The sequence below is a fragment of the Nocardia sp. NPDC004654 genome (assembly GCF_040609595.1).
Classification (GTDB): Bacteria; Actinomycetota; Actinomycetes; order Mycobacteriales; family Mycobacteriaceae; genus Nocardia.
Window position 1 is genome coordinate 450973 of record NZ_JBEXKI010000007.1, and the last position, 18506, is coordinate 469478.

General features: G+C 68.6%; 18 protein-coding genes. 5 read left to right on the forward strand and 13 right to left on the reverse strand.

Going from position 1 to position 18506, the window contains the following annotated elements:
* Positions 1-195 precede the first annotated feature (195 nt).
* From ABZV58_RS25245 to ABZV58_RS25280, 8 genes are all read right to left on the reverse strand, one after another.
* Entirely contained in the window at positions 196-1158 is a 963-nt protein-coding gene (locus ABZV58_RS25245; protein ID WP_355002609.1) for an alpha/beta hydrolase, read from the reverse strand.
* A gap of 76 nt (positions 1159-1234) precedes the next feature.
* Positions 1235-1741 (reverse strand): GNAT family N-acetyltransferase, encoded by a 507-nt coding sequence (locus ABZV58_RS25250; RefSeq protein WP_355002610.1) that lies wholly within the window; start codon positions 1739-1741, stop codon positions 1235-1237.
* An 81-nt stretch (positions 1742-1822) separates the two neighbouring features.
* Positions 1823-3286: an NCS1 family nucleobase:cation symporter-1 gene (locus tag ABZV58_RS25255; protein WP_355002611.1), complete on the reverse strand. Its 1464-nt coding sequence runs from the start codon at positions 3284-3286 to the stop codon at positions 1823-1825.
* A gap of 26 nt (positions 3287-3312) precedes the next feature.
* Positions 3313-4821 carry a CoA-acylating methylmalonate-semialdehyde dehydrogenase gene (locus tag ABZV58_RS25260; protein ID WP_355002612.1) on the reverse strand — a complete coding sequence of 503 codons (1509 nt, stop codon included), beginning with the start codon at positions 4819-4821 and terminating at the stop codon, positions 3313-3315.
* A complete protein-coding gene (locus ABZV58_RS25265) occupies positions 4818-6146 on the reverse strand; it encodes an aspartate aminotransferase family protein (protein WP_355002613.1) in 1329 nt (442 codons plus the stop codon). The genes ABZV58_RS25260 and ABZV58_RS25265 overlap by 4 nt, the downstream gene beginning before the upstream one ends.
* A complete protein-coding gene (locus tag ABZV58_RS25270; protein ID WP_355002614.1) occupies positions 6143-7168 on the reverse strand; it encodes a TIGR03842 family LLM class F420-dependent oxidoreductase in 1026 nt (341 codons plus the stop codon). Before ABZV58_RS25270 ends, ABZV58_RS25265 begins: the two co-directional genes overlap by 4 nt.
* Before the next feature lie 9 nt (positions 7169-7177).
* Positions 7178-8599, reverse strand: a complete 1422-nt coding sequence (gene hydA, locus ABZV58_RS25275) for a dihydropyrimidinase (RefSeq protein ID WP_355002615.1) — start codon at positions 8597-8599, stop codon at positions 7178-7180.
* A gap of 13 nt (positions 8600-8612) precedes the next feature.
* A complete protein-coding gene (locus ABZV58_RS25280; RefSeq protein WP_355002616.1) occupies positions 8613-9461 on the reverse strand; it encodes a nitrilase-related carbon-nitrogen hydrolase in 849 nt (282 codons plus the stop codon).
* A 105-nt stretch (positions 9462-9566) separates the two neighbouring features.
* Between ABZV58_RS25280 and ABZV58_RS25285 the strand changes: the two genes are divergently transcribed.
* Positions 9567-10943: an aminotransferase class I/II-fold pyridoxal phosphate-dependent enzyme gene (locus tag ABZV58_RS25285; protein ID WP_355002617.1), complete on the forward strand. Its 1377-nt coding sequence runs from the start codon at positions 9567-9569 to the stop codon at positions 10941-10943.
* Positions 10944-10983: 40 nt separating this feature from the next.
* Here ABZV58_RS25285 and ABZV58_RS25290 read toward each other — a convergent pair whose 3' ends face one another.
* Positions 10984-11433, reverse strand: a complete 450-nt coding sequence (locus ABZV58_RS25290; protein ID WP_355002618.1) for a DUF6463 family protein — start codon at positions 11431-11433, stop codon at positions 10984-10986.
* A 71-nt stretch (positions 11434-11504) separates the two neighbouring features.
* On the opposite strand from ABZV58_RS25290, the gene ABZV58_RS25295 reads away from it, so the two are divergent.
* A complete protein-coding gene (locus ABZV58_RS25295) occupies positions 11505-12071 on the forward strand; it encodes a TetR/AcrR family transcriptional regulator (protein ID WP_355002619.1) in 567 nt (188 codons plus the stop codon).
* Positions 12072-12167: 96 nt separating this feature from the next.
* Here the strand turns inward: ABZV58_RS25295 and ABZV58_RS25300 are convergent, their stop codons facing one another.
* Positions 12168-12806, reverse strand: a complete 639-nt coding sequence (locus ABZV58_RS25300; RefSeq protein WP_355002620.1) for a hypothetical protein — start codon at positions 12804-12806, stop codon at positions 12168-12170.
* Positions 12807-12843: 37 nt separating this feature from the next.
* Positions 12844-13743, reverse strand: coding sequence for a LysR family transcriptional regulator (locus tag ABZV58_RS25305; protein ID WP_355002621.1), 900 nt, complete (start codon positions 13741-13743; stop codon positions 12844-12846).
* 121 nt (positions 13744-13864) lie between these two features.
* On the opposite strand from ABZV58_RS25305, the gene ABZV58_RS25310 reads away from it, so the two are divergent.
* Entirely contained in the window at positions 13865-15286 is a 1422-nt protein-coding gene (locus ABZV58_RS25310) for an MFS transporter (protein ID WP_355002622.1), read from the forward strand.
* On the opposite strand, the gene ABZV58_RS25315 is transcribed toward ABZV58_RS25310, so the two are convergent.
* Together ABZV58_RS25315 and ABZV58_RS25320 are read right to left on the reverse strand one after the other, a co-directional pair.
* Positions 15273-15887 carry a hypothetical protein gene (locus ABZV58_RS25315; RefSeq protein ID WP_355002623.1) on the reverse strand — a complete coding sequence of 205 codons (615 nt, stop codon included), beginning with the start codon at positions 15885-15887 and terminating at the stop codon, positions 15273-15275. The genes ABZV58_RS25310 and ABZV58_RS25315 overlap by 14 nt on opposite strands.
* Before the next feature lie 152 nt (positions 15888-16039).
* Positions 16040-16915: a LysR family transcriptional regulator gene (locus ABZV58_RS25320; protein WP_355002624.1), complete on the reverse strand. Its 876-nt coding sequence runs from the start codon at positions 16913-16915 to the stop codon at positions 16040-16042.
* Between the two features lie 55 nt (positions 16916-16970).
* Here ABZV58_RS25320 and ABZV58_RS25325 point away from each other — a divergent pair, with 55 nt between their 5' ends.
* Entirely contained in the window at positions 16971-17771 is an 801-nt protein-coding gene (locus ABZV58_RS25325; protein WP_355002625.1) for an EamA family transporter, read from the forward strand.
* Positions 17768-18400: an NAD(P)H-binding protein gene (locus tag ABZV58_RS25330; protein WP_355002626.1), complete on the forward strand. Its 633-nt coding sequence runs from the start codon at positions 17768-17770 to the stop codon at positions 18398-18400. Before ABZV58_RS25325 ends, ABZV58_RS25330 begins: the two co-directional genes overlap by 4 nt.
* Positions 18401-18506: the final 106 nt, after the last annotated feature.

The following is an 18506-nucleotide window of genomic DNA, read 5'->3' on the forward strand; positions in this document are numbered from 1 at the left end:
GTGGTTCTGGTCCGCGGCGACGGCCTCGTCGTGGCGGTCCGGTGCTGGCCGACCCAAGCGGCCGGGACCTGCCTCATCGATGCTGCCACTTGGATCGGGGAACGGTGGCGATTGTCCGTGAATGCGCGCCACGTGCGGCGACCGGCCCGCATCGCGCCGACGCGTTCCGCCGCCCGACTGTCCCACCGCCCGACCTCACCGCGTGTGCTCGGTGACGAATTCCGTGATGGCGTCGTGCATTTGGCGCAAACCGGGTTCTTCGAGCGGGTAGTGCCCGGCGTTGTCGAGCACGACGGTGGTGACAGGCGCCTTGGTGATCGCGCTGGTGACCGGCTTGCTGAGCTCGAGCGGAGTCCAGTGGTCTTCGGCGGGCTGGGTGTGCAGGACGGGGCACACGTCGAAATCGGCGGGCTCGATATCGGGAGAGTAGGCGCCGAACTCGCTGAAGAACCTGGCCGAGACCCAGCTCCCCGCCGAAGTCTTGTCGCGCAGAAAGACTTTCATCGCGTCCGTGTTGTTGCACAGCGCGCTCATCTTCGATGCCGCCGACATAGGGTAGCGGACGCCACGTAGCGGAGTGCGGGCCAGGAAGTTGAAGACCGCGGTGCCGAAAGTGGCATGGAAGGGGTCGTGGGAGACCGCCCGCCAGACGGTCTTGTCGCGCGGGTCGAGGAAGGTCGTGCCGATGATGCCGCGCAGCGTGCCACGCGGTGCGTGCGCCGCCACGTGGTAGGTGAGCATGCCGCCCGCGCTGAGGCCGTACAGCACGATCGGACGGTCGTCGCGGGTGCTTTCGTAGGCGAGGAAGTCGGTGGTGAGCTGGATCCAGTCGTGATAGCCGGGCGCGGCGCCGTCGGCGACCTGGGTCAGGCCGTAGCCGAGGTTGTCGAGCGCGACGGTCTCGAAGCCGCGCTGGGCCAGCGTCGCGCCCGCGACCAAGCTCATCTGCCTGCCGTTGGTGCCGACCCCGTGGTGCAGCACGACCTTGGCGGGAGCGTCGGGCAGGGGATACCGGTCCAGGTGCACGTGATGGCCACGCCAGTCCCAGTACTCCTCGGCGGGCTCGTTGTCGCCGGTCAGTCGGAGGCGTTCGGGCAGGAACTGCTGTAGGTCGCGCCACGCCTGTTGATCGCGATACCACCGCGGACGCTCGCTCATGGCAACTCCTCGCTCACTCAGCTAAATTTTGGCTAACGACTGAGTTGGAGTGTATTCCAGCGGGCGATCTGGATCTTCACGCCGGGACGGCGGGATCCCAGGTGTATTCGTACTCCGGCAACTCGAACCCGGCCTCGAACCGCCCGATCCGCGCGTCCGTCCGTCGTCCGCCGCGCCGTTCGTAGAAGGCGATCGCGGCGGTGTTGTCGCGCAACACCTCCAGATACACAGCGCGGCGGGGGAATTCGGTCGCCGCCCACTTCAGACCGTGCTCGAGCAGGCGGCTGCCGATCCCGCGGCCACGACTGTCGGGCCGGGCGTGCAGGTTGTCCAGCAGCACCCGGCCGTCCGCCGTGGGAACGAGATAAGCGAAGCCGAGCAACGCCGCGGCATCCTCGGCGACGAACAGTCCCGGCATCACCGCCTCGGTCAGGCGTCGACTCCAGAGCTCGGCCCGATCCGTCTCGAGCGGCCCGCTCAGGTACTCGTCCGGCATGATGCCCGCATAGGCCGTCCGCCAGCTCGCGGTGTGCAGCTCCGCGATCGCCTCCACGTCCCCGGCGCCGCCGCTCCTGATCGACATGCGGCCAGCATCATCGTCGCCGCCCGCTTTGTCACGTCGATTTCCGACCGCTCCCGCCGCGCCAACCGACCCGACTCAGGATCACTCCGCGTGCGCGTCAGCGGGCACGGACGGGCGGACGGCGTCGAACGCGTACATCAATACCGCGCCCAGCGCCGCGCCGACGGGCCACGACAGCGCGGTCACCTCCTGGGAATCCGGAGCCAGCGCGACGATCACCGCCACCGTCCCCGAAATACTCAGCGCCGCCAGGGCTTTCGGGTTGAACCCGCGGGAGAAGTAGTAGCGCCCCTCCGCGGTGTCGGAGTACAGCTCGGCGACCGCCGTGCGCTGCCGCCGCACCAGGTAGTAGTCGACGATCAGGATGCCGAACACCGGGCCCATCAGCGCGCCGACGCCGCCGAGGAAGTAGATGATGAAATCCTGGTTCTCCCAGAGCTTCCACGGCATCACCAGGATGGACAGCACGGCGGTGACGATGCCGCCGGTGCGGAACGAGATGTATCGCGGTGCGGCATTGGAGATGTCGTAGGCCGGGGACACGAAGTTGAGAACCACGTTGATGCCGACGGTCGCCGTCGCGAACAACACCGCGGCGACGACGACCACGACATCGCTGTCGATGTCGGCGACCAGCTGCACCGGGTCGGTCAGCACCTTCCCGTACACCTTCAGCGTGGCCAGCGAGATGACGATCGACAGCACGACGAACGCGGTCTCGTTGAACGGGATGCCCCAGGCGTTGCCGCGCAGCACCGCCTTCCTGCTGGGCGAGAATCGCGCGAAGTCGGCGTAGTTGACGAGCGGACCCGCCATGAACGACACCATCAGGAAGGCGACGCCCACGAACGCGGCCACCGTCGCACCGCCCGACAGCGGCGCACCGGCACGGGCGTTGAAGTCGATGCTCCACTCGGCCTTGCCGAGAATCCAGATCGCCAGCGCGATCATGCCGATCCACACCGCGGGACCCGCGAAGTCCGAGGCCTTGCGCACCACTTCCATGCCGTAGTTGATGATCGCCAGCTGCACCGTCCACAGCACGAGGAACGCGATCCAGCCCAGCGTCGACAAGCCGAGGAAGCTGGATTCGGTCCACGACGCCAACCCCGGCGACACCCGCAGCAGCAGCACCATCAGCGCGGTGGACGCCAGATAGGTCTGGATCCCGTACCAGAACACCGCGACGATCGCCCGCAGCAGCGCGGGAACGTTGGCGCCGAACACGCCGAACGCGGCGCGGGCGAAGACCGGGAACGGCACCCCGACCTTCTGTCCCGCGACGCCGACCAGATTGCTGCCCAACCACAGCACGAGCACGCCAGTGAACAGGGCGAGCATGGTCTGCCACCCGGTCATGCCGAGCGCGAGCATGCCGACGGCGAACCCGTAGCTGGCGATGCTGTGCGCCGAGGTCATCCAGAGACAGAAGATGTCCCAGGTACGCCAGGTCGCCGTCGCCTCGGTGGTGGGGGCCAAGTCGTCGTTGACCAGCGTGGAACTGCCCGGCGCGCCGTCCAGCGGCCGTACCCGAGTGTCTGTCATCGAGTGTCCTTCGTGCTTCGGTGGTGCTAACTGTTCCGCGGAAAACCGAGGTCTATGCCGCCGTGGCTGGGGTCGAGCCAGCGGGAGGTGATCGCTTTCTCCCTCGTGAAGAACGCGAATCCGTTGGGGCCGTATGCTTTCGCGTCGCCGAACAGCGACGACTTCCAGCCGCCGAAACTGTGGTAGGCCACCGGGACCGGGATCGGCACGTTCACTCCGATCATGCCGACGTGCACCTGGCGCTGGAAGCGCCGCGCCGCGCCGCCGTCGTTGGTGAAGATCGCGACGCCGTTGCCGTAGGGCGAGGCGTTGACGATCTCGACGCCCTGCTCGAAGCCCTCGACCCGCACCACCGAGAGCACGGGTCCGAAGATCTCGTCGCGATAGACCGCCGAGGTCACCGGCACCCGGTCGATCAGGCTGGGTCCGAGCCAGAACCCGTTGGGGTCGCCGTCGACGGCGCTGTCGCGGCCGTCGACCACGACCCGCGCCTGGTCGGCGACGGCGGTGTCGAGGTAGGCGGCGACACGGTCGCGGTGCTCGCGGGTGATCAGCGGCCCCATGTCGCAGCCGCGGCGGCCGTCTCCAGTGCGCAGGCCGGTCATCCGTGCCGCGACGCGTTCCACCAGGTCGTCGGCGATGGTGTCGACCGCGAGCACCACGCTCACCGCCATGCACCGTTCACCCGCCGATCCGAAGCCCGCGTTGACCGCCGCGTCGGCGGCCAAGTCCAGGTCGGCGTCCGGCAGAACGAGCATGTGGTTCTTGGCGCCGCCGAGCGCTTGCACCCGTTTGCCGTGCGCGCCCGCGGTCCGGTAGACGTAGTCGGCGATCGGGGTGGAGCCGACGAACGAGATCGCCGCGACCCGCGGATGGGTGAGCAGCGCGTCGACGGCCTCCTTGTCCCCGTGCACGACATTCAGCACGCCCGCGGGCAGACCGGCGTCGGCCGCGAGTTCGGCGAGCCAGTTCGCCGCCGACGGATCCTTCTCGCTGGGCTTGAGCACCACCGTGTTTCCCGCGGCGATCGCGATCGGGAAGAACCACAGCGGCACCATGGCCGGGAAGTTGAACGGACTGATGATGCCGACGACGCCGACCGGTTCGCGCACCGAGTACACGTCGATCCCGGTCGAGGCGTTCTGGCTGAACTCGCCTTTGAGCAGATGCGGCATGGACAGCGCGAACTCGACGACCTCGAGCCCGCGGGCGACCTCGCCCGCCGCGTCGGCGAGCACCTTGCCGTGCTCGGCGGTCAGGATGCTCGCCAGTTCGTCCTTGCGTGAGTTGAGCAGTTCCCGGAAGTTCAGCAGGAACCGGTGCCGGGTGGCGATGGAGGAGTCGGCCCAGCCGGGCAGCGCCGCCGCGGCGGCGGCGACGGCGGCGCCCACGTCCTCGGCGGTGGCCATCCGGACGCTGCGCTGCGCGACGCCGAGCGCCGGATCGAAAACCGGTGCGGTGCGTTCGGATTCGCCGGTCCACGGCTTGCCGTCGACCCAGTGGTCGACGATGTCGGTGGTCGCGGGATTCGTCATCGGATCTCCTCGGCTGGCAGGGCGGTCAGTACGTCACACAGGATGGCGGCGCCCTCGGCGATCTCGGCCTCGGTCACCACGCAGGGCGGCGTGACGTGAATGCGGTTGTCGGCCAGGAACGGCAGGTAGCCCCTGGCGATCAGGTCGGATTTCACCCGCGCCATGGTGGCGGCCGACACGGGTTCGCGGGTGGCGCGATCGGCGACGAGTTCGACGGCCCAGAACACGCCTTCGCCGCGTACCTCGCCGATCACCGGGCAGTCGTCGGCCAGTCGCGCGAGCGCGGGGCCGAGCACGGTGCGGCCGATGCGTTCGGCATGGGCGACGATGCCCTCGTCGGCCATCACGTCCAGTGCGGCCACGATCGACGCCGCGGCCAGCGGATGCCCGCTGTAGGTGAGGCCGCCGGGGAAGACGGTGTCGTCGAAGGTGCGAGCGATCGCGTCGGAGATGACGACGCCGCCCACGGGGACGTAACCGGAGTTGACGCCCTTGGCGAAGGTGATCAGATCGGGCGCCACGTCGTAGCCGTCGAACGCGAACCACCGTCCGGTGCGGCCGAATCCGCACATCACCTCGTCGAGGATCAGCACAATGCCGTACCGGTCGGCGATGGCACGGACGCCGGCGAGGTAGCCGGGCGGCGGCACCAGGATGCCCGCGGTGCCCGGCACGGTCTCCAGCAGGATCGCGGCGATGGTCGCGGGTCCTTCGCACTGCACGACCCGCTCCAGGTGCCGCAGCGCGCGTTCGCTCTCCTCTTCGGGGGTGCTCGCCCAGAACTCGCTCCGATACAGGTAGGGGCCGAAGAAATGCACGTGGCCGCGCGCGTATTCGTTCGGCATCCGCCGCCAATCGCCGGTCGCGACGATGGCGGCGCCGGTATTGCCGTGGTAGGAGCGGTAGGTGGAGAGCACCTTGTCGCGGCCGGTGTGCAGGCGCGCCATCCGGATGGCGTTCTCGTTGGCGTCCGCGCCGCCGTTGGTGAAGAACACCTTGTCCAGACCGTCCGGCGCGAGGGCCGTGATCCGCTGGGCCGCTTCGCCGCGTCGCAGGTTGGCGGTGGCCGGTCCGATGGTGGCCAGGCGCGCGGCCTGGTCGGCGATCGCGGCCGTGACCACCGGATGCTGGTGGCCGATGTTCACATTGACCATCTGACTGGCGAAATCGAGGTATTCGCGGCCCGCGTGGTCCCACACCCGGCAGCCGCGACCGCCCGCGAGCACCACCGGCTGCAGCGCGGCCTGCGCCGACCACGAGTGGAACACATGGCTGCGGTCGAGTTCGTAGGCGCGCGCGTCCAAGTCGACGCGCACGGCGGTCATGCCGTCACCTTCGTCGCCGTAATAGCTTGCCGCAGTTGCGGAATGATTGTCTCGCCGTAGACGCGCATGGTCTCCTCTTTGTTGTCGTGTTGCAGGTAGCCCGCGAACTGATCGACGCCGAGGTCGGCGAGCCGCCGGAGTTTGGCGATGTGCTCGTCGGCGGTGCCGAGCAGGCAGAACCGTTCGACGATGTCGTCGGAGACGAAGTCGGCGTGCACGTTTCCCGCCCGGCCGTGCTGGTTGTAGTCGTAGCCCGTTCGGTCCGCGATGTATTCGGTGAACGCGGGCGGCACCGCACCGCTGGCGCCGTAGCGCGCGACGATGTCGGCGACGTGGTTGCCGACCATCCCGCCGAACCAGCGGCACTGGTCGCGCATGTGCTTGCGGTCGGTGCCGATGTACATCGGTGCGGCCACGCAGATCTCGAGCGAGCCGGGGTCGCGGCCCGCCGCCTCCGCCGCCTTCCGCACGGCGCCGATCATCCACTCGGCGATGTCGAGGTCGGCGAGTTGCAGGATGTAGCCGTCGGCCACCTCGCCGGTCAACGCCAGCGCTTTCGGCCCGTAGGCGGCCACCCAGACGTCCAGCGTCGAGCCGACGCTCCAGGGGAACTGCACGGTGCTGCCGCCGTATTCGACGGGTCGCGAGTTGGCAAGTTCCCTGATCACGTGGATGGATTCGCGCAGCGTGTTCAGTGTGGTGGGCTTGCCGCCGCCGACGCGTACCGCCGAATCGCCGCGCCCGATGCCGCAGATGGTCCGGTTGCCGTAGGCCTCGTTGAGTGTGGCGTACAGCGACGCCGTGACCGTCCAGTCCCGGGTCGCCGGGTTGGTCACCATGGGCCCCACCATGATTCGCTTCGTCTCGTGCAGGATCTGGCTGTAGAGCACATAAGGCTCCTGCCACAGCAGGTGCGAGTCGAAGGTCCACAGATGGCTGAACCCATGCGCCTCGGCCAGTTTCGCCAATTGGACGGTGCGCGCCGCCGGGGGATCGCACTGTAGTACCGCTCCGAATTGCATGGCGTCTCCTCAGATCAAGTACTGGCACGGATCGCGGCGCACGAACTGCCCGTCACCCTTGCGGCCGCGATACTCGCCGTCCGCGACCACGACCTTGCCGCGCGAGAGCACGGTGTCGACGCGGCCGTCGATCTCGTAGCCCTCCCACGCCGAGTGGTCCATGTTCATGTGATGGGTCTTGCCGAGGCCGATGGAGGTGTGGCCGTCCGGGTCGTAGACCAGGATGTCGGCGTCCGCGCCCGGTGCGAGCACGCCCTTGCGCCCGTAGAGGCCGAACATCCGGGCCGGGGTGGTCGAGGTGATCTCCACCCAGCGCTCCAGGGTGATGCGGCCCTCGACGACGCCCTGGTACATCAGGTCCATGCGGTGCTCGACGGTGCCGATGCCGTTGGGAATCTTGGAGAAATCGCCGATCCCCATGTCCTTCTGTCCCTTCATGCAGAAGGGGCAGTGGTCGGTGGACACCATCTGAAGGTCGTTGGTGCGCAACGCCTGCCACACCTGGTCCTGATGCTCTTCGCGCCGCGAGCGCAGCGGGGTCGAGCACACCCACTTCGCGCCTTCGAAACCGGGCGCGCCGAGGTTGTCCTCCAAGGACAGGTACAGGTACTGCGGGCAGGTCTCACCGAAGACGTTGCTGCCCCGGTCCCGAGCCGCGGCCAACTGGGCCACGGCCTGCTTCGCCGACACGTGCACCACGTACAGCGGTGCGCCGGTGAGATCGGCGAGCATGATCGCGCGGTGCGTCGCCTCCTCCTCCAGCTGCCAGGCGCGTGCGATGCCGTGGTAATAGGGGTCGGTCTTGCCCTCGGCCAGCAGTTGCTCGACGAGAACGTCGATGGCGGGGCCGTTCTCGGCGTGCATCATGGTGAGCAAACCGGTGTTCGCGCCGATCTGCATGGCGCGCAGGATCTGCGCGTCGTCGCTGTAGAAGACTCCCGGGTAGGCCATGAAGAGCTTGAAGCTGGTGATGCCCTCGTCCGGCAGCCTGCGCAGCGCGGCCAGGGATTCGTTGTCGACGTCGCCGATGATCTGGTGGAACGAATAGTCGATCGCGCACTGGCCCGACGCCATCTTGTGCCAGGTGTCCAAGGAATCCTGCACGCGCTCACCGAACTTCTGCACCGCGAAGTCGATGATCGTGGTGGTTCCGCCCCAGGCGGCGGCCCTGGTGCCGCTCTCGAAATCGTCGGAAGCCGTTGTGCCGCCGAACGGCATCGACATGTGGGTGTGCGCGTCGATGCCGCCCGGGACGACGTACTTGCCGGTCGCGTCGATGACGGTGTCCACCGTTTCGGCCAGGTTCGCGCCGAGCGCCGTCGTGCCCGGCTCCAGCAGCGCGACGATGCGTTCGCCGTCGACCAGGATGTCGGCCGCGCCGCGCCCGGTCGCCGAGACGACCGTTCCTCCGGTGATCAGTGTGGTACCCATGGTCCCTCCTGGTTCAGGGCGCCACGATGGCGTCGTAGGTATCCGGTCGCCGGTCGCGATAGAACTGCCAGTCGCCGCGGACTTCGCGCACCAGGTCCAGATCGAGTTCGCGTACCACCAGTTCGTCGGTGTCGGTGGAGGCCCTTTCGCCGACGTAGCAGCCGCGCGGGTCGACGAAATACGAAGTGCCGTAGAAGGTCACGGCGTCGTCGCCGAACTCCTCCGTCTCCGTACCGATGCGGTTGTTCGCACCGATGAAGTACTGGTTGGCGGCCGCCGCGGCGGGTTGCTCCAGCTCCCACAGTCGTTCGGACAAACCGGGTTTGGTCGCGGACGGGTTGAAAACGAGTTCCGCGCCCGCCAATCCGTAGGCGCGCCAGCCCTCCGGGAAGTGGCGGTCGTAGCAGATGTAGACACCGACCTTGCCCACGGCGGTGTCGAAGACGGGGTAGCCCAGGTTGCCCGGCCGGAAATAGAACTTCTCCCAGAAGCCGGACAGCTGCGGAATGTGGTGCTTGCGGTACTTGCCCAGGTAGGTGCCGTCGGCGTCGATCACCGCGGCGGTGTTGTAGAGCACGCCGGGCTGGTCTTCCTCGTACACCGGAAGCACCATCACCATCCGGTGCTCCCTGGCCAGTTCCGCGAACCGCTCCGTCGTCGGACCCGGCACGGATTCGGCGTACTCGTAGTACTTCTTGTCCTGCACGTTGCCGAAATACGGTCCGTAGAACAGTTCTTGGAAGCAGATGACCTGCACGCCCGCGGCGGCGGCCTGCTCGACGAAACCTTCGTGCTTGGCCAGCATCGACTTCTTGTCGCCGGTCCACGTCGCCTGGGTGATGGCGGCTTTGATTGTCGTCACCTGTCGATCTCCCTACCGAAGTTGGTTATGTTATCTTCGAAGGTAAACATTTCCTGAATATTTCAGTCGGTGCCGAAAGTGTAAATCTCGCGAGGTGATCGAGGCATGGAAACGAACGACCGAATCCAGATCGATGACCCCACTCCCGCGGGCATCGCGGGCGCCATCGCCCGGCTGATCACCAGCGGCGAGCTACGCGCCGGTGACCGGCTGCCCACGGTGCGGGAGCTGTCGAATCGCCTCGGGGTCAGTCCGGCGACCGTGAGTCACGGCTGGCGGGCACTGGCGCAGGCCGGGCTGGTGGTGTCCCGCGGTCGGAGCGGGACGTTCGTCGCCGACGGCGGGGCCAGGGCGGGGTCCTCCCGGACCGACAGCATGACCCGCGGCGCGAGCTCCGCCCGGCTGGACCTCTCGCTCGGCACGCCCGATCCGGCGCTGCTGCCCGAGATCGGATCGATCCTGTCCCGGCTGGCCCTGAACGCCGAGACCACCGACTACCACCAGGCGCCGGTGGTTCCCGAGCTCGGGCGGTTGTTGCAGGCGGACTGGCCCACCGGGTCCGGCGCGCTGACCGTCGTCGACGGCGCCATGGACGCGGTCGCCCGCAGCCTGCAGGCCGTCGTTCGATTCGGTGATCGGGTGATCGTCGAGGATCCCACCTTCCCGCACATTCTCGACTACCTGGAATCCATTGGCGCGCAGATCGTTCCGGTGCGCATGGACGCGGAAGGGGTGCTGCCCGACGAGTTCGCGCGGGCGGTGGCCACCGGCGCGACCGCGGCGGTTCTGCAACCGCGCGCGCAGAATCCCACCGGCGCGTCGATGAGCACCGAGCGCGCCGAGGAACTCGTCGCGATCCTGCGCCGCGGCGATCACCGCTGCATGATCATCGAGGACGATCACTCCGGAGCCGTCGTCCCCGCCGAGGACATCAGCCTCGGCCGCTGGCTGCCCGACCGGGTGCTGCACGTGCGCAGCTACTCCAAATCGCACGGTCCCGACCTGCGGATCGCGGCCCTGTCCGGTCCCGAGGAGATCATCGACCGGATCGTCGCCACTCGGGTCCTCGGGCCGGGTTGGACGCCGCGCATCCTGCAGCGCCTGCTGCACGAGATGCTTCGCGACGACACCGTCACCCGCACCGTCGACCACGCGCGCGAGCAATATCAGGCCCGCCGCCGCGCCCTCGCCGCCGCGCTTCGGCATCACGGCGCCCGGCTCGCCGAAGGGCAGGGCCTCAACGCCTGGCTACCGGTCGCCGACGAGCGCACCGCCCTGATCCACTTGGCGGCCAACGGAATCCGCGTAGCACCCGGCGGCCCTTTCTTCGTGGCCGATCGCGGTCATCCGGAAGCGGTGCGCGTGACCATCGCGCCGCTGTCGGGCGGCATCGACGAGGTCGCCGCCGCCCTCGCCTTGGCCGCCCGCCCGCGGCAGTCGGAGTACTTCTCGCTCGATCCGGGGTCTCGGGACGGTCGATAGCCTCCTCGCCGCCGCCCGGCCGTGACGCTACCGGGCGACGTCAGGCCGGGTCCATCGCCCGCTCTCGTGCCGTGACCGACCGATCGCCCTGTCGCGCCGCCAAGACGACCAGGACTCCGGCGACTGTGCCGGCGAAGTACGGGGAGGGCACGAGAAGCACGCCGCCCACGGCACACCACACTGCCAAAGCCCAGCCGACCCAGGCGGGCACTGGCACGCCGCGCCGCGCGAGATGCCAAGTGAGACAGCCCAACAGAATCAACGGCACGGCGAAGCTGCCGGGGCCGCTCCAGAAAGTCAGCGCGTTCTGCGTGGACGCGACCGTCTCCTCTTCGTCGGTGAGGCCGAGCGGGACGGCCGCCCACACTCCGCGATCCACCCAGTCGGTGATGTCGCTCCACGCGAAGAGTGCCAACAGGATGAGATGGCCGGTGCCGAGGACGATCATGATCCCGCTCGCCCAGCGTAGCAACGACTTTCCGGCGTTCATCGGTTCGCCTTCCCTTTTATACGGTACCGTACAGTTCGTTTGTACGGTACCGTATAAACGAGAGGCGATCAATGGAGGTGACCCCGATTCCCGCTGTGGCCCGCACGACACGCGCCCGCTGGATAGCGGCGGGTCTCGACGCGCTCGCCGGGGGAGGCCCCGACGCGGTCCGCGTCGAAACGCTCGCCGCCGCACTCGGAGTGACGAAGGGCGGGTTCTACGGGCACTTCGACGGCCGCGCCGCGTTTCTGGCGGAGATGCTCGACGAGTGGGAACGCCGCTGCACCACGGAGGTCATCGCCCAAGCCGACGCCGAGGGCGGCGACGCCGCCGAGCGCATCCGGCGCGTCGGCCAACTGACCTTCTCCGAGGACCTGCACCGGATCGATCTCGCGATCCGGGCATGGGCCAACCGCGACGAATCCGTCGCGGCGCGGCTGCGGCGCATCGACAACCAGCGAATGGACTTCCTGCGCAAGATGTTCGGTGCCTTCCTCGACGATCCCGACGAGATCGAGGCGCGCTGCATGCTGACCTTCGCGCTGGCCATCGGCCGCCACTTCATCGTCGCGGACCATCCCGGGTACACCAAACTCGAGGCGATTCAGCTTGCCGGAGAGCATCTTCTGCGTCCGTAGTACCGCGCTGGTCTGCCGGGTTTCTTTTGGTGGACCCGCCTCGATGTAGCGGCGGTGGGCTGCGCCGCCGTCGCGGTACCCTCGTCCAGCTTCGGATCAGAATGGAAACTCGGCGTAGGCTTCTCCCGCGAACCACGACCGGGCGTGCTGACGCAACCGCCTGCTGTAAGCAGCGTGATCGAAAAGCGCTGTGTAGGTAGGAAATTCGGTACGGATGAGTCCCGCCCGGTCGGCCAGGTAGACATCGATGCCGGGATACATCAAACCGACGAACGGCAGGTCGTCGACGTCCAGGGCGAGGACGGGATACTCGCCCTCCGAATCCGTTTCGCCGACGGCGAGGATCCGGCGCGAATCCGAGCCGCCCGGGAGAACGAAGCACTCCTCGAAACGCTCGGCGAGCGGGGCATAACACTCGGCCCATGGCTCGCCGAGCTCGTCGCGGACCAGCTCGTCGAGCCGCCGGGGTGCGAAGCCGTCGTCCGTTCCGAACCAGTCGTAGCGCTCCAGCAGGCCGATGTCGAAGGCCAGCCACGCCCGCAAACTCGGCGACAACGGACGCCCGGAGGGAAAGACCGTCTCGGCCAACACCTCCGCCGCCATCGGCCGCGGGGCGCCCGTCACCCACGGCACGTGCCGGTGCGGGAGCATGGAAGCTCCCGGGTCTTGCCGCACCGCCTCGATCACGCGCTCCACCAGAGGCGCTCCGTGGGCGGAGCTTCCGTCGATCACCATGCCGCGGAAGGTAGCAGGTCGCGCCGACATCGGCGGGTCAGTCGTCCTCGAAGTGACACACCGCTGAGACGCGATCGCGCAACCACCGGTGCGCCGGGTCCGCGTCGAGCCGGACGTGCCACAGCAGAGAGATCGTCACTTCCGGGGCACGGAAAGGCAATTCGAACGAGCGCAGTCCCGCACGCAGGTTCGCCGTGTGCCGCCGCGGCACCGTGGCGACGAGGTCGGTGGCTCGGGCGAGCGCCAGCGCCGCGCCGAAGCCGTCCACGACGGTCACGACGTCGCGGCGGTGGCCGGTCGGTTCCAGCGCCTCGTCCACGAGTCCGGCGGTCAGTCCGCGACGGGAGACGTGCACGTGGCGCGCCGCGGCGTACCGTGCGGCGGTCACCTTCCCGGTGCCGAGGGGATGCTCGGCGCGGACCACGCCGATGAAGCGGTCGGTGAACAGTGGTTTGCTGAGCACATCCGGCGGCGGCGCGTTCTCGACGACGCCGGTTTCCAGGTCGACGACGCCCTCGCGTAAGGGCGCGGTGTCTTTCTTGGTCTTCTGAAGGAACCGCAAGCGCACGCCCGGCGCCGCCTCGGCGACCTCGGCAACCAGCGCGGGCCCGAATCGCTCGACGAACCCATCGCTGCCGCGCAGCGCGAAAGTCCTTCGCAGCGTGGCCAAATCGAGAGTTTCGACCGGCCGCAACACCGCTTCGGCTTCCTGGACGAGCCCGCGCACCCGTTCGCGCAACTCGACGGCACGGGGAGTGGGGACCAGGCCGCGTCCCGCGCGCACCAGCAACGGGTCTCCGGTGGCGCGCCGGAGCCGGGCGAGCGCGCGGCTCATCGCGGACGGACTCAGTGCGAGCCGTTCGCCCGCCCGCGTCACGCTGCCCTCCTCGAGCAGAACGTCCAGGGTGACGAGCAAGTTCAGATCGGGCCGCGCCATGCGGACAGGATCGCACACCTGGCGTCCGGTGCACAGTTGGCTTTACTTCTTTGCGTCTTCCGCCAGGCCGGAACGGAACCTACGTTCGAGGCACACCGTCGAAGCCAGGAGGAAGACCTTCATGTCCAGATCAGCAACACCTCCCGGCGTCGGGCACGAGCCGGTGGGCCTTCGCGCACCGAGCTGGGTGCTCACCGCACTCTCGCTGTCGATGCTGCTGCCGTCGCTGAGCATCAGCATCGCCAACGTGGGCCTGCCGTCGATGGCGGTGGCGCTGGACGCGTCCTTCCACGAGGTCCAGTGGATCGTGATCGCCTACCTGCTGGCCATCACGACGCTGATCGTCGGGGTCGGTCGGCTCGGCGACCTGGTCGGCCGCCGTCGGTTACTGGTGCTCGGTATCGCGGTGTTCACCGTCGCGACGCTGCTGTGCGGTCTCGCTCCGAATCTGGCGCTCCTGATCGCCGCGCGGGCGCTGCAAGGGATTGGTGCGGCGTGCATGATGGCGCTGGCGATGGCCTCGGTCGGCGCGGTCGTGCCCGAACATCGCACGGGTAGCGCGATGGGGCTGCTTGGCACGATGTCGGCCGTCGGTACGGCGCTCGGGCCGTCCCTCGGCGGTGTGCTGATCGATGTATTCGGTTGGCGAGCGATCTTTTTGGCTGTCGTGCCGGTCGGGGCGCTCGCGCTGGCGCTCACCCTCCGGTTGCCTGCGGACAGTGCGTCCGGAACCTCGGCCCGGCGTTTCGACACCATGGGCACCGTACTGCTGGCCGTGACGCTGGGGGCTTATGCGCTCGCCGTGACCGCCGGGTCGTTCGGGCCGCTCTCGCTCGGCCTGCTCGGCGTCGCCGGTGCGGGTCTCGCGCTGTTCGCGGTCGTCGAGAGCAAGGTGTCGTTCCCGCTGCTGACCCTCGGGATGTTGCGCGATCCGGCGCTCGCCGTCGGGTTGACGACGAGTGCCCTGGTCTCGGCCGTCATGATGACGACCCTGGTCGTCGGCCCATTCCACCTGGGCGGTGCCCTCGGTCTCGGCACCGCCGCGGTGGGGCTCGTGATGTCGGCGGGTCCGGCGGTCTCGGCGCTCACCGGCGTGCCTGCCGGGCGCGCCACCGACCGCTTCGGGTCGGGAACGATGGTGATCGTCGGGCTCGTCGGCATCATCGTCGCCACACTGACGCTGTCGGTGATGCCCGTGGCGGCGGGCGTCCTCGGCTACGTGCTGCCGTTGGTCGTCTGCACCGCGAGTTACGCGACGTTCCAAGCGGCCAACAACACCGCGGTGATGAAAGATGTTGCCGCGCAACAGCGTGGCTTGGTGTCCGGGATGCTGAACCTCTCCCGCAACCTCGGTCTGATGACCGGTGCGTCGGTCATGGGCGCGGTCTTCGCGCGCGCCGCCGGAACGCGGGACATCACGACGGGTACACCGGCGGAGATAGCGCGGGGAACGCACTGGACTTTCGCGGGCGCGGCACTGCTGGTCGGTGCCGGTTCGGTGTTGGTTCTGATGCTGCGCAGGCCTCGGGCTATGTCGCGCTGAGTCTTTCGAGCCACGGGTGCCCGGGATGAATCCGCGACAGCCATTCGGCAAGCCGAGACTTCTGCGCTGGGTTCATCGCGGGGAGCACTCGCTGGAAGTCGGCTTCGTCCTTGTCGCGCTGCGCTTTCGCCTTGAAGAGCAGCGCGGCTTCGGGCGTCGAGTACGGGATGCCCTCGGCGGTGCGCAGAATCAGGTCTGCGTACGGCAGCGTGATCGCCGGGTCGCGGCGGCACACCCAGCGATCACCGATATGCGGTTCGCGAAACACGTCGAGGTGATAGCGCCCGGTCGCCGGATTCCGCAGCCAGGTCTGATGCTGATTCTCGGCTTCCGCGGGAAACGGCCACACCCGTCCGTCGCCGACGACATCCCACTCGAAACCGGGAAAAGCGGCGACAACCTCGCCGAATCGTTCTCGCGGAATACCGATTTCGAGATCGCTGTGTTCGCGAGCATCGCCTCCGGTGAACAGATCGAGCGCCCACCCGGCGGCCACGTACCACGGCGCCGAGACGCCCGCCATACGTTCCGCGACTTCGGTGGGAGTCCACGCCGCCCACAGTTCGGCAGCCTCCTCGGCCGAAAGCGGATATCCGGTCACCTCGAGCAGCCTACCGTTCCTTCGAGTAGTGGCGTGGCTCGAAGTCTGCCGACGACGACCCGTTCGAGCCTCGCTCTCGAGAGCGCCCCTTCTTGCGCCGCGCGGTTCGATTGGCCAACCGGCGGCTTCGCGTGCCCGGCTGGTGAACTCGCTCAGGTTGGGATGTCGAGAACCGAGAGGAACGCGGTCGCCGCCGGGGTGCGGGTGGACTGGCCCCAGATGGCGTACTCGACGCGGGCGGGAGCGTCGGTGATCTCGAGGGTGACGACGCCGGTGAGCCGTGGCGCGTAGGACGAGGCGAGCAGGGCGATGCCGAGCCCCTGCTCGACGAGCCGCGACATCAGCGAGTCCGCGGTGCTCACTTCGAAGGCGACGTCCCGGGCGAGACCGGCCGCGGCGAAGGCTTGGTCGGACTGGGCGCGTCCGGCTGTCCCGGCCGGCAGGTCCACGAACACTTCGGAAGACAGCCTGCGTAGGTCGACCGCGGGTTCGCCCGCGAGCGGATGGTCTGGCGCGACCACGGCGACGAGCCGGTCGCGGGCGAGTTCGTGGGCGGCGACACCCCGCGGTTGCGTCGTGGTCGGCAGTCCTAGGAAGGCCACATCGATAGCTCCCCGCTCGACCTGCTCGGTCAGCTCCTCGCTCGCACCGACCCGCAGGTTGACGCGCACGTGCGGGTACCGCCCGCGAAATTCGCGCAGCGCCGCGGGGAGATCGACCGCGGCGACAGTCGGAATCAGCCCTACGGCGAGTCGTCCGCGCACCTCGCCGACGGCGGCGGCGACTTCGGCGGCCGCGCGTTCGGCGGCGTCCAGACACTGACGCGCGGCCGGGAGGAACGCAGCGCCCGCCGGTGTCAGCCGCACCCGGCGGCTGGTGCGCTCGAACAGCCGCGCACCGAGTTCCCTTTCCAGACGGGCGATTTGGTGACTGAGCGCGGACTGGACCACCAGACACCGTTCGGCGGCGCGGGTGAAGCTGCTCGTCTCGGCGACGGCGACCACGTAGCGCATCTGCTGAAGCTCCATGAATCAATCGTGGATCGCGATCGATGAAGTGACAAACATGTGTTGGACTCATTGATTGCCGCTTCTCCCACCGGGACACCCGCTGTTCGCGGGTCTCCTTCGCGCGTTGCCCGCCGGTGTGATCGCGCTGGCCATCACCCGGACGCTGCCGCGCGGCGCGTGGTGGTGGAAAGCCGCGGCACTCGGCGTGCTGAACATCGGCCTGCTCACCGCGCTGCTGTTCGTCTCGGCCGAACGCCTGCCGGGCGGCGTTGCCGCCACCTTGGCCGCGGCCCAGCCGCTCATTGTCGCCCTACTGGCCGTGGCTGTGCTGCACGAGCGTCCGTCCGCTTGGCGCCTCGCGTGGGGAGTGACCGGCGTGGTCGGCGTCAGCTTGGTGGTGCTCGGTCCGAGTGCGGCACTCGACTTCACCGGGATCGTGGCGGGTCTGGGCAGCGCGGCCTCGATGGCGTTCGGGCTGACCCTCACCAAGCGCTGGGGACGCCCCGCCGAAGTCGGCGCCACCGCGTTCGCCGCGTGGCAGCTCACCGCGGGTGGCCTCTTCCTGCTTCCCGTCACCCTTCTCGTCGAGGGCCCGCCTCCGGCGATCGACCCGACCGCCGCGCTCGGCTACCTCTGGCTGGGTCTGGTCGGCGGTCTGATCGCCTACGTGCTGTGGTTCCGCGGCCTCGGCACCTTGCCCGTCTCCTCGGTCGCGGTTCTCGTCCTGCTCTCGCCGCTTGTCGCCGCAGTGCTCGGCGCGGTCCTGCTCGGCCAGACACTCGGTCCGATTCAACTCGTGGGGTTCGGGCTCGCGCTCGCCGCGATCGTCGCTGGACAGCTGCCCGAACCAACAACCGATAGGACACCAGAATGAAGATCGCCGTCGTCGGAGCCACCGGCATGGTCGGCTCGCGCGTCGTCGCCGAAGCCGCGCGCCGGGGCCACGACCAGATCGCGGTATTCCGGTCCCGGCGGCCCACCGCCCTGCCTCCTGGCGTGCCGGCCGTCGAGGGCGACGCGAACGACCCCGACCGCATGAGCGGACTGTTCCACGGCGCCGACGCGATCGTCGCCGCGACCCGTCCCGCCGACGGCAACGAGCACACGGCGGCGACGACCACGACCGCACTGCTCGACGCGGCCGCGACAGCCGGGACCCGCATCCTCTTCGTCGGCGGCGCCGCTCCGTTGCGGCTCCCACGGCACCCCGATCGGCTCGTCATCGACAGTCCGGAGTACGTACCGGAAGCGATTCGCGCCATCGCGGCCGCGAGCGCGGCGCAACTGGAAGCCTGCCGAGCGCACCCGGCCGATTGGGTCTACCTCAGTCCGCCCGCCCTCCTCGAACCCGGTTCTCGCACCGGGAAATACCGGCGCGGTGCCACCACGCTCCTCGTCGGCGCCGACGGCACATCCCGGATCTCGGCCGAAGACCTCGCCGTCGCGGTCCTGGACGAGCTCGAAAACCCCGTCGGCAGCGAACATTTCACAGTCGGCTACTAGCAAGATCGGCGACGGAGGAAAGGGTGCGATGAGGCGAGTCCTCGGTATCTCGGTCGCGCTGACGTGCTTCGGCGTGACAGCGCTGGTGCCCGCGGACCGGGCGGAC

Excerpts from the sequence above, each read along its gene's own strand:
- ABZV58_RS25245 (WP_355002609.1), bottom strand. The coding sequence starts at position 1,158 with ATGAGCGAGCGTCCGCGGTGGTATCGCGATCAACAGGCGTGGCGCGAC.
- ABZV58_RS25260 (WP_355002612.1), bottom strand. The coding sequence starts at position 4,821 with ATGACGAATCCCGCGACCACCGACATCGTCGACCACTGGGTCGACGGC.
- ABZV58_RS25295 (WP_355002619.1), top strand. The coding sequence starts at position 11,505 with ATGGAGGTGACCCCGATTCCCGCTGTGGCCCGCACGACACGCGCCCGC.
- ABZV58_RS25270 (WP_355002614.1), bottom strand. The coding sequence starts at position 7,168 with ATGCAATTCGGAGCGGTACTACAGTGCGATCCCCCGGCGGCGCGCACC.
- ABZV58_RS25285 (WP_355002617.1), top strand. The coding sequence starts at position 9,567 with ATGGAAACGAACGACCGAATCCAGATCGATGACCCCACTCCCGCGGGC.
- ABZV58_RS25300 (WP_355002620.1), bottom strand. The coding sequence starts at position 12,806 with ATGGTGATCGACGGAAGCTCCGCCCACGGAGCGCCTCTGGTGGAGCGC.
- hydA (WP_355002615.1), bottom strand. The coding sequence starts at position 8,599 with ATGGGTACCACACTGATCACCGGAGGAACGGTCGTCTCGGCGACCGGG.
- ABZV58_RS25265 (WP_355002613.1), bottom strand. The coding sequence starts at position 6,146 with ATGACCGCCGTGCGCGTCGACTTGGACGCGCGCGCCTACGAACTCGAC.
- ABZV58_RS25305 (WP_355002621.1), bottom strand. The coding sequence starts at position 13,743 with ATGGCGCGGCCCGATCTGAACTTGCTCGTCACCCTGGACGTTCTGCTC.
- ABZV58_RS25310 (WP_355002622.1), top strand. The coding sequence starts at position 13,865 with ATGTCCAGATCAGCAACACCTCCCGGCGTCGGGCACGAGCCGGTGGGC.
- ABZV58_RS25250 (WP_355002610.1), bottom strand. The coding sequence starts at position 1,741 with ATGTCGATCAGGAGCGGCGGCGCCGGGGACGTGGAGGCGATCGCGGAG.
- ABZV58_RS25290 (WP_355002618.1), bottom strand. The coding sequence starts at position 11,433 with ATGAACGCCGGAAAGTCGTTGCTACGCTGGGCGAGCGGGATCATGATC.
- ABZV58_RS25320 (WP_355002624.1), bottom strand. The coding sequence starts at position 16,915 with ATGGAGCTTCAGCAGATGCGCTACGTGGTCGCCGTCGCCGAGACGAGC.
- ABZV58_RS25330 (WP_355002626.1), top strand. The coding sequence starts at position 17,768 with ATGAAGATCGCCGTCGTCGGAGCCACCGGCATGGTCGGCTCGCGCGTC.
- ABZV58_RS25255 (WP_355002611.1), bottom strand. The coding sequence starts at position 3,286 with ATGACAGACACTCGGGTACGGCCGCTGGACGGCGCGCCGGGCAGTTCC.